Source organism: Blastopirellula marina (genome assembly GCF_002967715.1).
Lineage (GTDB): Bacteria > Planctomycetota > Planctomycetia > Pirellulales > Pirellulaceae > Bremerella > Bremerella marina_B.
The window spans coordinates 53,223-67,465 of sequence record NZ_PUIA01000057.1; the positions used below are offsets into that span (position 1 = coordinate 53,223).

Here is a 14,243-nt window from a genome sequence, read left to right on the forward strand (position 1 = left end):
TCGTTAGGCCTGTGGCTTTACCTCGCTGCAAACTTCAGGTGGATGGTGCAACTTGATCCAGCGGTGGGCATATTCTTTTAACGTCTCCAGATCAGAGCTCGACGACACACGGGCATAGCCCCCGTCGGCCAGTTGCGTCCGGCATGCATCTGGCATAGGCTCGGGGAAACAGGTTGCCAACCACTCAGGCCATTCGCTTCCGGTCAAGGAGGCGATGACCGGACGAGGCGCGATCTTCAAAGCAGTACGGCGAAGAAGCTGGGAGACGTCGGCGATGCTACCGGCAGCAGAAAGTTCCTGAAGCGCGACTCGACGGTAAGCATTGGCCTGCCACTTTGCCCAACATCGATAGGCCCAATACGTTAAACTGAGCAGCGCGATCGCGAACAGGATATACCAGCCAGGAGCGAGCGGCCACCAAGGCACCTCTGGCGGAACGACGATATCGTGGAGAAGATCGAGACTTGCAGGGTCGTCTGTCATCACTTTCCAGTCCGGTCTCCGAGCAAGGAACGAATCTGAACCGCAACCGGAACCGCCGTAGTGATCGGCAAGACAGGTACGCGAAGGTTATGAAACAGTTGCGTCCACTTATCGAGTCGCTCCTGGAACGACTGAAGAAATGCTTCCGAAAAATGCGAACTGTCCGGAATGTCCCACATCTGACCACGATCAGCCGCGATCATCCCCGGCGAGCCGACCAAAGCGGCCCCCAGTGGATCGTAAACTGCGACAACGAGTACGTCATTGTGCGCCGCAATTTGCGTCGTCAACTTTTCGGTCTGTTCGTCGGCACCATCCATATCGCTGACAACCACCACGAGGTGACTGTGATTGGCAATGTTCGCGGCATTCCTTAAAGCGTCGTTCAACGTGTGCGTGCCGGCGATCGTTTCGCTGCTTGTTAATTGCTTGTTGAAACGAACGGTCTCATGAAACAGCTGTAGCATGCGAGTTTGGCTGCGATGCGGACGAACCTGGACGATTTCTTGCTCGCTGAAAACGATGCCGCCAACGCGATCTCCCGAATCCAAGGCCCGCCACGCACCGATGGCAACCAGTTCGGCGGCAGCAACCGACTTCATGGTCCTCTGGCTTCCAAAAAACATAGGAGATCGCTGGTCGACGACGAACAAGACAGGACGCTCACGTTCTTCACTGTAGATTCGCACCTGGGGAGAACGTAGACGAGCCGTGGCCTTCCAATCAATCGTGCGAACGTCGTCTCCTTGGTGATATTGTCGCAGTTCTTCGAATGCTAGACCGCGTCCGCGAAGCCGGGAGGCGTGCCGACCTGCCAGGAGGGAAGAGACCGGCTGTCGCGGCAGCAATGAAAAGCCCCGAGCGTCTGCTTTGAGCAACACCATTTCTTCCAGCGAAATTTGAATTCGATCATCCATGGCAGAATTACGTAGGAACCACGACTTTCAACAGCGTGTTAATGACGTCTGTTCGAGTAACGCCAGCGGCCTCCGCTTCATAAGTCAAATGAACGCGATGCGCCAGGCAAGCTGGGGCAACCGCACGTATGTTATCGGGGGAGACAAAGTCCTGCCCTTGCAACCACGCATGTGCCCTGGCAGCAGCATCCAGAGCAATAGTTCCGCGAGGGCTCGCACCGATTCGAATCCATTTGGGCAAATCCCCTTCGTACCGGTCTGGCTCTCGCGTTCCGAGAACAAGATCAACAATATACTTCTCTGCTCCCTCTGCCACATGAATCGCATTGACTTCCTTCCGCGCTGAAAAGATCACCTCTTGCGAGATCCTCGCCGTGGTAGCTTCGTTTTGGCCGGACTTTTCACTTCGCACAAGTCGCAGGATGGCCAGTTCGTTGTCACTCGCAGGATAATTGACGCGTACGTACAACAAGAACCGATCCATTTGCGCTTCCGGCAATGGGTACGTCCCCTCTTGCTCGATCGGATTCTGGGTTGCCATCACGAGAAACAAGTCTGGCAGTGGATGCGTTTGCGATGCCACGGTTACCTGACGTTCCTCCATGGCTTCCAATAGCGCCGCTTGAACCTTGGCTGGAGCACGGTTGATTTCGTCAGCCAGGACCAGGTTGCCGAAGATCGGGCCTTGCTGAAAATCAAATGTACCGTTTTGCTCGCGATAGATCTCGGCACCTGTGACATCGGAAGGCAACAGGTCAGGCGTAAATTGAATGCGACTAAACTGGCTGTCGATCAATTTTGAGAGAGTCTTTATGGAACGCGTCTTCGCCGTACCAGGCAAACCTTCCATTAACACGTGACCATTGGCCAATAAGGCAATCAGCAGTCGCTCAACGACTTCCGTCTGTCCCAGGACAGCTTGATTGAGCGAGTCCGATAGTTGAAGAAAGGATTCACGAGCGTCCATGTATCGCTTCATATATCGAAAGGTGGAAAGATATCGCCCGGCAAGTCAGATCTGCCGCTGGCACAAGCTCGTTTCGACTCCAATGGAAGATTCAAAGGAGGTCCGTCTCGCCTATAATCTCTCAGCATATTTGTTTACTGAATGTGCGTAAAGCTCTTGCCTGCCCGATGTTCACTGCTCACGACAATACGTGCTGAGCCAAGGTAAAAGCCCTGTGAGCATTTCCCTCAATCGGCTGGCCTCTTGTTCTGCGGATTCAAAGTCGTTTCTCGTTCCCCTCAGCTCAAGATCTTGGGCAATTGTGCTCGCTTCCATTTGATGGAAGAAGCGTAGTGCGCTCTTGAGTTTGTGGGCTGAAATCGTCAGCAGATGATCGTCTGCTTGTTGAATAGCCTCGTCGATTCGATCCATCCCCTTCGTCATTTCCGGGATATAGGCGTTTACAATCTCGACAAGTGCCTCGCGGTCGTTCTCGAGCCGTTTCAACAGTGTTTCCCAGGGAACGGGAGGCTCGGCATTTGCTTCATCTTCGTCCGATGCAACCAATGGCCCCCGAACGCAAGCAATGATCCTTTCTCCTCGACTCTTACGAATGGCATTATCGATCGCAGCAAAAAGCGAATCAGGCGATAATGGTTTAGAGATATATTCATCCATCCCCGCGGAAAGGCACCGTTCGCGATCCATTTTCAACGCGTGGGCAGTCGTGGCCACAATAGGAATATGGCCGCCGACTTGTTGCTCGTACTGACGAATATGATAGGCGGCCGTCAGGCCGTCCATCTCCGGCATTTGCACGTCCATCAGGACGACATCGTATGTGTTTTCCTGAATCGCACGAATTGCCTCGATACCATTTTCCGCAATCGATACATTATGGTTACGTCGCTTTAGTATCGCTGTCGCAACCTTTTGGTTCGCTCGGCTATCCTCGGCCAAGAGAATCTCCAGCGGCTGGGTATTTGTGTCCGCTTCGGGGTTATCTCCAGTGGAAAGGTCGTCCGGAATTTCTAGCCCGAGGCCTGCCACCATCGCCTCGAGAAGTTCGGAAGGCTTGACCGGCTTTCGAATTCGCGAAGCGATCTTCAAACCGTGTGTTGGGTCCTTGCTTCCTATCTTGCTGGCGGAAATCAGAATGACCATCGGTTTCCCATATTTTTCTGGGGCATTCTGGATTATCTCGATAACCTCATATCCGTCCAAATGGGGCATTTTCAAATCGACAAGAACCATATCAAACGGTTGTCCCGCCTGAATTGCATTTGCCAATTCCGTTAATGCTGCATGCCCAGAATCCGCCGAAGTAGTTTCGATTTGATAAGACTGCGTCACTTCCCGCAGCATGAGTAGGTCCGTCTCACTGTCATCAACAATCAGTGCCCTCCTGCCTTGCAGCCCACTAATGGTTTCCTTCCACGCCGTTGGAATTGGACTAATGCTCGGCTTGAACCGAGCGGTAAAGCGAAACACGCTCCCCTCATTTAGTTTGCTTTCAACTGAAATCTCTCCTCCAAGGCGATCAACAAGCCGCGAAGAAATCGTCAACCCCAGTCCGGTCCCCCCATAGCGTCGCGTGGTCGAAGTATCTGCTTGTTCGAACACATCAAAGATCGTACCTAACTTGCTTTCCGGGATGCCGATGCCTGTATCCCTTACGGCAAACTCCAGCAACACTTCTTCTGCTGCCCTACCCTCTTGTGAAACTCTCGCGACACGCAATTCGATCTCACCCTGCTCGGTAAACTTCATGGCGTTTCCCAGCAGATTCAGAAGAACCTGGCCAAGTCTCCGGGAGTCTCCGATCAGCACACGCGGAACATTCGGTTCGATCTGGCAAACAAGTTCTACAGGACGGTCTTGCAATTTGGCAGTCACAGCACGCAGCAAATTCGCGATAAACTCACGAGGCTGAAACTCTTCTTCATCCAATTCGATTTTGCCAGCCTCGATTTTCGAGATATCGAGAATGTCGTTGATAATCTGCAATAAAGTATTTGACGAGTCGGACACCGTGCTCAGGTAGTCACGTTGATCTTCGGTAAGTTCCGTCCTCAGCACCGAGTCGGTCAGACCGATAATCGCATTCATTGGGGTACGGATTTCATGACTCATATTGGCCAGAAACTCGCTCTTTGCCTGGCTGGCCTTCTCTGCCATGAGTTGAGCTTCCTTAGCCCTTTCCTCGCTGGCCTGGACCTCGACCATCATGTTGTGTGCCAAGGCCATGTTCCTTCCCATAGACCAAATAACACCCACCAAAAGAATCGTAAGAATTGTGCCGCCCACCCCAATCATGGCAGGAGTAACCCGGTCAATACGGCTTTCGAATTGAACGGAACTCGTAATACCGACAAGCCAGTGTCGTCCACCGGCGACGATCGTCTTCTGCTGGGCAAACACTGGTATCCGATGTCCAGCCGTACCAAGCGCTGTCTCATCGATCGTGGAATGACCGTAGGTCGCAAATCCGTCGGCGTTGTCTTCTACATCGTCGATAGCAACCTCAACGTTACCTTGCGTGCGATCTCCAATTCCGGCCAATGCTTCATCCAGAATGATTGGGGCGTAAACAAGCCCCTGTAGCTTTTCCTCTCGTTCCTGCGGCGTCTCCGGTGTTTCCGGCGTATCATAGAACGGCAGCAGATACAAAAAGCCGGTCCTATTCTCTTTGTCCTGCAGCAATTCAATTGGCCCGGTAATGGTAGGTTCACCGGTAGCTACGGCTGTCTCGGCGGCAATCCGTCGTACTGCTTCGGAACCGACGTCATACCCCCACGCATCACGATTACGAGCAAGCGGAAAGATAAACTTGATCACGTATAAATCCGCAGCATCCCCCTCGGTTTTCACCTCGAATTCGGGAGCATTGTCCGCGCGTACTTCCCGAATATACGTATCGAGGTTTTCACGTTTCACGTGATCGATAAGCCCAAGCCCAATGGCTCCGGGAAACTCATCGGCAAGATCGTGCGATTGGGCCATTGCCGCAAACTCGTCCCGGGTCACTTGCTTGCTGGCCATGTACAGTCCCCGCAAGCCTCGCAAGCCGAACACTACGCGATTGATACTTCGTTCGATATCCTCGACGACCAGGTCCGTGAAGTAGGCAAAACGTGCCTGGTTTGCTTCACGGATCGTTCCCTGGGCATCGACCACGAGATTGGAGGTGACAAATAGTCCCAGTGACAATGCCCCAATGACGACCGCCGTAAGTGCGCGAACACGGAACAATTCGGATCGCACCATATCCCGATCGGAAGAAGTCGAAATAATTGACATCGCTTGCCAAACTAGCAAATAGCCAGCAGCAATAAACGTCAACAACACGGCGGTATGGATCGCTGTTGTCGAAAAAATACTAGTCGCGCGAACATTGGTTCGCAGCAGAAAAAGACAGACACTAGAAGCGCCCAAGAGCCCGGCCAGCGAAGCGAGAGTTTTCTTCACCCAAGATGGTGTGAGACCAGAGATCAATTGGCTAGACGACAACAGGAACAAGCCAACCGCTGTCCCCGTTGACATGAGTCCTGGGGTTCTACCGTGACTTAGCGATCGCAAGTCATTATCCGTTAACGTGTCGATTCCCAAACTCAGTCCCGATGCAATTTCGAGCAGACTGACAATAGCCAGGGCAAATACACCACCAGCCAATATTAACGAAGTCCAGCCTCGGCGATCCTCCTGAGCACCGGTCTGAGACCGCAGCAAGCCGACACCAGCCAAGATGGCTAAACCGAGGGCCGTATTAAACTTCATAGTCGGTAGCCCCTCGATGAGTGATCGAAGCGAGTTCCAACCAGCCGGCCAGGCAATCATGACCACCACGGCAGTTCCCAAAGCCAGGCACAGAAGCGTTCGTGCGGCAATAAGTGACCAGGCCGCGGAGATAAGTCTCGACCGATGAGAAGGGGCTGAAGGTAACAAATTGGTCATATGGTGCGTTTCGGCCTACCCATGGCAGATCTTATCGATTCCAACATGCTCTCATGATGGGCAGGAGTCCGATAGAAGTTCTCTGGCGATGATAAGAAAACACCTCACCCTAATGCGGAACACACCTAGGATACTCAAATTAAGGTCTCAAGTCTTGCTGAATTTACTCTTGGCATCTTACTACCACTTCTTCCGAGGCTCGACAGGCTTTTCCAAATCAAACTCCTGGGGAATCGGTTCTCCAGCGGCCCAATAGATGCCATTGAGAAGGAGCCGTTGAAACATCGGTTTGTCAAAATCAGTCTTGTGGCCTAACGAGGTAAAAAACGATTTCCCCCTGTCGGCACGGTCAAATGTCCAGGCGACCGGCTCCTGGGGTTGGCCTTCCACAGCGCCTGTCAACAATAGCGATGCTGAGTTCGCGATCGGCGACGTCTTATACAGCGACCCATATTGAGTATAGCGATCGCGGGAAATACCTTGCAGGATCGGATGCGAAGAAGAGTCCGTTACGACATCGATGTGCGAAGCGATCTTACTGGGGTAGTGACCATGGTAATTGCCCCCAAACACTTCAGGGTCAAACGCTTCCCAAGTTTCAGTTCCCTCAGGCGGCTCCTTCCCATGAAGACTAAACGCATGGCATGCTGTCCGGATTCCAATCACGGGCTTACCGGCAACGATATATTTTCGCAGAGCTTCCATCTGTTTTAAGGGCAACGCTCGTCGGCGCACACTAAGTACCAACACATCGGCATCCTCCAGGGCAGTATCGAAACCAGGGATGTTGTCGCGATTGGTATCATTGGCAAAGCAGTAGCTCACGCGGAAATCTTTGCCAAGGTAAGCGTTGGCGAACTCAGGTAGCGTGCGATTGGTCTCATATTCTGCCTCTGCCATAGCGATCACGACATGTGGACGAACATCTCCCTTAAAGACAAAGGGCTTGCCACCAATCAGTTGATCGCTCGTTACGGTAGGCGCGACAAACTTCTCGATGTGGGAAATGATAAGGTCAGTACCAGTAAAATGACTAACAAACGGCCAGGCCTCAGGGTTGTACATGGTGTCGGTCATGTCTCGCATCAGCACAACGTTCTTGCCGTTTTTTGCTAGTTGCCGCAAACCGAATGGCCTTCCCAGCACACACATGTTCGTATGCACGCCCGTCAGAATGACGTTGTCGATCCCTTTCGCACTCAGGATATTCCAGACTTCGTCCCCCTTATCGCTGATGTAGTCCTTTTCAGCATCAATCGTCAGCAGGTCGGTCTGCTTCGACCAGGGAGCTTTCGGGTTAAGTCCGCGGTTCATGAGTTCTTCGGCCCAATTTACATGTTGCTCAGGCTCGTCGTCTTCACCACCGTCGGACTGATCCACCGGGTAAACGCCCTTCTCTTCCGAAGGTATCTGGTAGCACCACTTGGTAATTTCTTCTGGCAGAGTTGGAGCAGGCGCAATCAGTTGAGCCCTTCTGCGCGCCGGATGCTGAGCATAGTGTTCCATACAGCCACTGGGGGCGTGAATGATGGTCACGCCCTGTTCGCGAGCCTTGGAAAGTACGTGATCAAGACGGGGCGCAAACTCTTGGACACGCAGGACCGCATTCTGACAATGATGAAGGTCCCACACATCGCAGACGATGATTGCCGTTTCCGATGGCTTCCAGGATTCCTGCCGAGTCAGCCGATGGTATCGACCACTATCTGGGCTGGTTTCCTGTTGATATCGAAGCGTCATCTCTAAATCGCCGGCTACGCAGGGCATGGTGAAAACCAAGGCAAGCAGGCACGAGACAAGTTGCGGCTGGTACATGATCAAACTTCTCATGTAGGTAGGTGGCGGGAAGTCGACGGCTAGTAACCGCAGAATAACGGTCATTCGACCGAACCACAACAAAATCGCGTTTAGCCCCCAAAATTCAACCTAGTCGAGTCTCAATTTCGAAAGACCTTGCGATCGCGGAATCGGTTTGGAAGTCGGCATGGGGGAGACCGGTGTGGGCACGGAAAAACTACGCGGTGGCGTCGAAGATCGAGGTGGTCGCGGCATTTGAGGGGGCGGATTGTTTTGCGGAAGGGGATTATTCGCGACTTGATTCGGCGGAGCTTGCACCTGCGGCATCTCGGGAGCCGCCGCCAGGGCTTCTTTTCGAGATACATCCGTACTGAAGCAGGTAAAGGTAATCGGAATACGGACAGTGGTTTGGTTCGATGTCACTTCCGCATTCCCCTGGTAGTGAATCGAGTCAATTCGTCCTAATCGCTTGTTGAACTGAATGGTAGACTTGCCGGACATCTGAAATGCCGGGATCTGGTCTTCCTTGTGAATCGACTTGACGTTGACGGTCTTTTCAATTTCGACGAGAGATCCCTTTTCACTTACTATCTTGTAGTCGGAAGTCTCCAACACGGGCTGCGAAAACAACTCGCGGAGCGTCAGTCGAGGGCGGCCTGATTTCGAGTCGAAGTCAGACTTGGCATTCAGCCTGGTACCGAATGTGGGCAAGGCTTTAAAATCGACCATCAGCCCCACAAGCCGATCCTTGGGAACGAATAGCAATTTCTGACTTTGCCACGTGTCGCAGTCTTCTCGCGGAAATGCTTCCAGCCCCATGGTTCCCAGAGGGCCTAACAGACAAGGCAAGCCGAACTTGCCGTCATAGTAATCCACCTCACCAAACGCGTTGACCAACACCTTGCCGGACTCTTGCAAGGCAGTGCTTCCGAGCTTGGGAACGATCGTGTTTCTTGGATCTGGCTGGGGCAAGTAATTAGCATCGAAGCTAATTATACGCTGTTGGGGAATTCCAGTGCCGTCGTCGCCAGACACTACCTTCAATAGCGCAACCGCCGGAGCAACCTTTTTGGCCAGGTCCGGCCCGCGGAGGAAGTCGTCAGACTCAGGTGGAATACGATACTTTAGCTTATTCCTCTCGAGCAGTCGGCGAACGTCATTCGCGGTAACAGCCAGGCCAACATTGGAAATCCCATCTCCCGACAAAAGCGCCTTCGCAACACCGGCGACGTGTCCCTTCTCGGTAACAACAGGGCCACCACTGTTTCCGGGGTTCACAACCGCATCGAGCTGAAAGCTTTGACTTCCATCGGTTGGACCAATACCCGAGACCGTACCTCGGCTGATCTTCAGGCTCTCGCCGAGAACTGTCGAAAGAGGATAGCCTACCACTCGAACTTCTTCGGCCAACTCAATCTTACTAGAGTCCATTATCGGCAAAGGCGTCAGATTGTCGGCGTCAATCCGCAGCAATGCGAGATCGTTAGAGAAGTCGAAATCGATCACTTTGGCCGGGTACTGCTTGTTATCGAGATGCACCATGACCGACTTCGAACCTTCCACCACGTGGGCACACGTTATCAGGAAACCATCAGGGCGAACGACAAACGCGGTGCCGCTCCCTTCAACACTCTTTTCCTTCTGGTCAGGGGTAAGAGTTGACGGCTTCAGCGAGGTAATATTCTGAACGATATTACCGGCAAAGCCAAAAAACGTGCCTTGTATGTTCGATTGATAGTGGAACTCATATCCGATGGCCTTTCCAGTATCCAAATTGTATTGCAACTGGGTCTTCGGAGTCGAATACTCACGCTGCTTGGCATAGCTGGGGGCGGTTCCAAATTCGGAACTCTCAACTGTTGCGGGCGTCTGTGCAGGATCTTGTGCATCAACCTTGTTCGAGTTGTTGGCGATCAGCGTCAAAGCAATACCGAAAGGAGCCAACCAGGCGATGCAGATTCGTAGCCGTGTGCGGAAATTGATTTGGTCGATCATGTGTTGCCGTTGACCCGTTCGAGTAAACCAAGCGATAAGAAACAGGATCCGTAGAATCAGTTACGAATTACTTACGTGACGTTGAATATCGAAAGACTTGTAGATCTTGCCCAGCCGAACTTCCAATGGCCGCGACATGTTGGTTATCTGGTGAACACGCCAGCGTTTGGACGTAACCGTGCGAGCCCGTATCGAAGACATTGATGCGGTTCTGCTTTCGCAGATCCCACACGTTTACCTTTGCTCTGGCTCCGGAAAGAATCTTCTGTGCGTCGGGAGCAAACTGGATCGTCCATTGAATCTCTCGGTCTTGTAGCAGAAAGCCCTTACCCGACTTCGTATCCCACACATGGATCGCGTAGAGATTACTGACGGCAACCTTACGACCATCGGGCGAAATTGCGACGTCATGTGCAGAAGTGCTGACTAAATCCATCGCCTGAATCGCTTCCCCTTCTTCCAGGTCGAACAGCACTAGCTGCGCCCCATCGGAACCGAGAGCCTGCTTTCCGCTGCGTGTGATAAAACTGGCTCGTACCGCTCCGTCGAATACAGGAAACGAATGAATCTCTTCCCCAGTTTCCAACTCCCAGTACTTGAGCGTTTTGTCACTTCCGCCGGACACGACCTTCTTTCCATCCTGGGATACCGAGATGGTTTTGATCTCGCCGTTGTGCCCTACAAACTGGCTGACCTGTTCGAGTTGGCCTGACGGATCAACATTCCAGACAATGATTCGCCCGGAGTACCCTCCGACGATCAGCTTCGAGTTATCTGGCGTGAACAGGCAACAGGTCAGTTGTCCCAATGCATCGAGATCGTCAAGCTTGATCAACGTTTGAGATTCGCTTACCCCAAACAGCAAGAGGGTTTTATCCTGTTTGCCAGCGGCCAGGAGTCCGCCGTTGCCAGAAAAGGCCAACGACTTGACCGACCATCCCATGTCCTCAAAGCGACGGACTTCGCCCGAGCCCACGCCTTCAGGAGCTTTGATATCAACAAACTGCGGCTTGACCTGGGCTTTGGCACTGCTTGTTCCAACGGAACGTTTCGGGGCAAGTTCAGGATGCGACTCGAAATACTTCGAGACGTCTGGCTTGCTGCTTAAGAACTCTAAGTCTGGCGAGCTGAGAATCTCGATCGGGACAGAGACAATATCGCCATCCCCTTTTTCGAGATAGACCTTCCCGTTCTTAAACGAGATAAACTCCGCTTCCGTTTTATGAGTGCCAGACTTGTCCGACCACTCCCGAGCATTCAGGCGATCGATACCGATCGCCATAAATACCAAGACTAAAAACAAGATAGTTCTCAAGATGAGTGCCCCGTAAGCTGTGAATGGTTACCTCTAACAGGTGACCATAGACTACCTTTCCAGGCCGACCGATTCAAGCATTTTCGCTGATGGGTCGCCCCTCCAAAGGAGTTAGAGCGTACGGGGCCTTTTTCTGAGGGAAATCGATCAAAGCGAGGCTTGAATCTGCTTGATCGACGCCGCGATTTTCTCTTGGATCGATGCTGCTGGCTCGGAAAGCAGTGGCGAAACAGGCCCGGTCTGGGCGATACCAGCCAACTCAGTCGCACGATGTAGAATCGTAATCGGACCGAGCGAGTCACGCAGTTGTTCCAGCGGGAGGAACTTTTCGCGGATCGTCTCGGCCTGCTCGAAATCGCCGGCCTGAATCGCGTGCAGCAGATCCATCGAAAGCTTCGGGAAGACACAACCGCATCCGGTTGTAAAACCACCCAGCTTGAAATCTCGCATGTGCACTATCGCAGGCTGGTCACCCAAGCCGCTCAATATCAGTTTCGTGTCGATCTTGCCGGTCAATTCACTGAGGTATTTGTCCTGCGTGTAGTCTTCGCGAACCACCGCATACTTGATCGCGGAAATCAAACCGTCATCGACCAGCGAGGTCGCATCGTCCGCAGTCATCACGCCGTCGTATTTCAGATACAGCACGATTGGCTTGCCGATTCTCTCGGACAGATGACGCACACCAGTGGCGAAGCCCGCAGAGGTGATCACGTCGCGTTGCGGCAAGACCATCACGGTCGGGAAATCAAAATCTTTCAGCACGTCGGCCTGGTCCATCATCGTTCCGTAGGCAGGTCCTACGGCGGGAATGACCAGGGTCTTTTCGGCAGCCAACTCGCTGACCAGTTCCAAAGCCGTTCGGTACTCAGCCAGTGTCAGGTGATAGAAGATCGCATTGCCACCATACAGCAGCGTGGTGATTCCACCCTGTTCGATGTGACGGATGATCTTTTCATTCTCTGCCCGACTTAGCGAACCATCAGCACTTCGAGCAAGGGAAGGAACCGCCCAAACGGAACGAGCAATTGTTTCAGTAGTTAATAATTGAGTATCCATGGCCTATCGCAATTCCTGATAATGGCTTTTAGTAAATTTCGGGATCAGGCGTATCTTCGCCGTGATGCAGGAAGTCAAAGTCGCATCCGGCATCGGCCTGGGTAACGTGCTTGAGGAACATCGCACCGTACCCACGCTGATATTTCGGTTTTGGAGCCGACCAACTCTTGCGTCTCTCGGCCAGTTCCTGGTCATCCACCAGAAGATTGAGCCGTCGTTGTTCAATGCTTAGCTGAATCATGTCTCCGTTGCGTACCAAGGCTAAGGGACCACCGACAGCGGCTTCGGGAGCCACATGCAGGACACACGTTCCGTAGCTCGTTCCGCTCATACGAGCGTCAGAGATTCGCACCAGGTCGCGGACACCCTGCTTTAGCAGATGATCTGGAATTGGCAACATTCCCCACTCCGGAAAACCAGGCCCACCTTGGGGACCAGCATTCCGCAGGATAAGAACCGAATCGGCGTTGATACCGGAATCGGGATCATTGAGCTTCGCTTTCAGCTCGGCGTAGGTATCAAACACAACCGCCGGTCCCGTGTGCTCCAGCAGTCGTGGCGATGCGGCAGTCGGTTTGATGATGCAGCCTGATGGCGAGAGATTTCCCCGCAGTACGAACGTGCCACCAGTCGGCGAGATTGGATCCTCGGTCGATCGAATGATATCGGGATCGATCACCTCAGCACGTGCGATATTCTCGGCGATGGTCGAACCATTCACGGTCCGGCAATTTCCTTGAATGTGCTTCCCTAGTTGCTTGAGCAGCGCGCACAATCCGCCAGCATCGAAGAAGTCTTCCATTAAAAACTTCCCAGCGGGACGAATATTCGCCAAGACTGGCGTCGTGCGCGAGAGTTCGTCAAATCGCTCGAGCGTCAAATCAAACCCGGCACGTCGAGCCATCGCAATAATATGCACGATAGCGTTTGTTGACCCACCGATCGCCATGCTGGTGACAATTGCGTTGTCAAACGACTCGGCCGTCAATAAGTCGGACGGGCAAAGCTTCTCTTGGGCTAACTCCACGGCTCGTCGCCCTGTGGCAACCGCCAGACGAGAGTGTTCGGAAATTACGGCAGGCACCGAGGAAGCACCCGGCAGCGTCAGCCCCATCGACTCGGCGATGGCAGACATAGTCGACGCGGTTCCCATCGTCATGCACGTACCGGCCGAGCGAGCGATGCAGTTCTCGATCTCACCCCACGCTTCATCACATAGATTACCGGCGCGGCGTTCGTCCCAATATTTCCAGGCATCACTGCCACTGCCGAGTGTTTGATCTTTCCAACGAGCTTTCAGCATCGGGCCAGCCGGTAGAAAGATCGCCGGCAAGTTAGCTGAAATGGCCCCCATGATCATCGCTGGGACAGTCTTGTCACAGCCACCCATCAGAACAGCCGCATCCACCGGATGGCAGCGAAGTGCTTCTTCGGTTTCCATCGCCAGCAGATTGCGATAGAGCATTGTCGTGGGCTTCATCATCATTTCGCCCAGCGACATCACCGGTATTTCCACCGGAAACCCGCCCATCTGCCAGATACCGCGTTTCACCTCTTGCACGCGTTCGGGGAAATGCGAATGGCACGTGTTGAGGTCGCTCCAGGTATTCAGAATCGCGACGACCGGTTTGCCGCGATAATCCTGGTCGTCGTATCCCATCCCTTTCAGTCGCGATCGGTGCCCGAACCCGCGTAGGGAGTCCGGATCAAACCAGCGGCCACTGCGAAGTTCCGATTCGTCTGACGGGTTGGATGCCATCGATCAATCAATCTGCGG

At 53.2% G+C, this 14,243-nt stretch carries 9 protein-coding genes; all 9 read right to left on the reverse strand.

What is annotated here, in order from left to right:
* Positions 1–3: 3 nt before the first annotated feature.
* The 9 genes from C5Y96_RS17370 to araD all read right to left on the reverse strand — a co-directional run bounded on the left by C5Y96_RS17370 (position 4) and on the right by araD (position 14,225).
* Positions 4–483: a DUF4381 domain-containing protein gene (locus C5Y96_RS17370; RefSeq protein WP_105355924.1), complete on the reverse strand. Its 480-nt coding sequence runs from the start codon at positions 481–483 to the stop codon at positions 4–6.
* Positions 483–1,400: a DUF58 domain-containing protein gene (locus C5Y96_RS17375; RefSeq protein ID WP_105355926.1), complete on the reverse strand. Its 918-nt coding sequence runs from the start codon at positions 1,398–1,400 to the stop codon at positions 483–485. Before C5Y96_RS17375 ends, C5Y96_RS17370 begins: the two co-directional genes overlap by 1 nt.
* 7 nt (positions 1,401–1,407) lie before the next feature.
* Entirely contained in the window at positions 1,408–2,367 is a 960-nt protein-coding gene (locus C5Y96_RS17380; protein ID WP_105355928.1) for an AAA family ATPase, read from the reverse strand.
* Between the two features lie 171 nt (positions 2,368–2,538).
* Positions 2,539–6,123 (reverse strand): CHASE domain-containing protein, encoded by a 3,585-nt coding sequence (locus C5Y96_RS17385; RefSeq protein ID WP_158261291.1) that lies wholly within the window; start codon positions 6,121–6,123, stop codon positions 2,539–2,541.
* Positions 6,124–6,480: 357 nt separating this feature from the next.
* Complete coding sequence (locus tag C5Y96_RS17390) at positions 6,481–8,181, reverse strand: isochorismatase family protein (protein WP_199188727.1); 1,701 nt, start codon at positions 8,179–8,181, stop codon at positions 6,481–6,483.
* A gap of 45 nt (positions 8,182–8,226) precedes the next feature.
* Positions 8,227–10,092 carry a S1C family serine protease gene (locus C5Y96_RS17395; protein ID WP_105355934.1) on the reverse strand — a complete coding sequence of 622 codons (1,866 nt, stop codon included), beginning with the start codon at positions 10,090–10,092 and terminating at the stop codon, positions 8,227–8,229.
* Between the two features lie 67 nt (positions 10,093–10,159).
* Positions 10,160–11,395, reverse strand: coding sequence for an SHD1 domain-containing protein (locus C5Y96_RS17400; RefSeq protein WP_146115710.1), 1,236 nt, complete (start codon positions 11,393–11,395; stop codon positions 10,160–10,162).
* Between the two features lie 159 nt (positions 11,396–11,554).
* Positions 11,555–12,466: a dihydrodipicolinate synthase family protein gene (locus tag C5Y96_RS17405; RefSeq protein WP_105355938.1), complete on the reverse strand. Its 912-nt coding sequence runs from the start codon at positions 12,464–12,466 to the stop codon at positions 11,555–11,557.
* A 28-nt stretch (positions 12,467–12,494) separates the two neighbouring features.
* Positions 12,495–14,225, reverse strand: a complete 1,731-nt coding sequence (gene araD, locus C5Y96_RS17410) for an L-arabinonate dehydratase (protein ID WP_105355941.1) — start codon at positions 14,223–14,225, stop codon at positions 12,495–12,497.
* Between the last annotated feature and the right edge of the window lie 18 nt (positions 14,226–14,243).

What these genes read in the sequence shown, in the direction of transcription:
- C5Y96_RS17405 (WP_105355938.1), bottom strand. Translation starts at nt 12,466, where the DNA reads ATGGATACTCAATTATTAACTACTGAAACAATTGCTCGTTCCGTTTGG.
- C5Y96_RS17395 (WP_105355934.1), bottom strand. Translation starts at nt 10,092, where the DNA reads ATGATCGACCAAATCAATTTCCGCACACGGCTACGAATCTGCATCGCC.
- araD (WP_105355941.1), bottom strand. Translation starts at nt 14,225, where the DNA reads ATGGCATCCAACCCGTCAGACGAATCGGAACTTCGCAGTGGCCGCTGG.
- C5Y96_RS17370 (WP_105355924.1), bottom strand. Translation starts at nt 483, where the DNA reads ATGACAGACGACCCTGCAAGTCTCGATCTTCTCCACGATATCGTCGTT.
- C5Y96_RS17390 (WP_199188727.1), bottom strand. Translation starts at nt 8,181, where the DNA reads ATGACCGTTATTCTGCGGTTACTAGCCGTCGACTTCCCGCCACCTACC.
- C5Y96_RS17375 (WP_105355926.1), bottom strand. Translation starts at nt 1,400, where the DNA reads ATGGATGATCGAATTCAAATTTCGCTGGAAGAAATGGTGTTGCTCAAA.
- C5Y96_RS17380 (WP_105355928.1), bottom strand. Translation starts at nt 2,367, where the DNA reads ATGGACGCTCGTGAATCCTTTCTTCAACTATCGGACTCGCTCAATCAA.
- C5Y96_RS17385 (WP_158261291.1), bottom strand. Translation starts at nt 6,123, where the DNA reads ATGAAGTTTAATACGGCCCTCGGTTTAGCCATCTTGGCTGGTGTCGGC.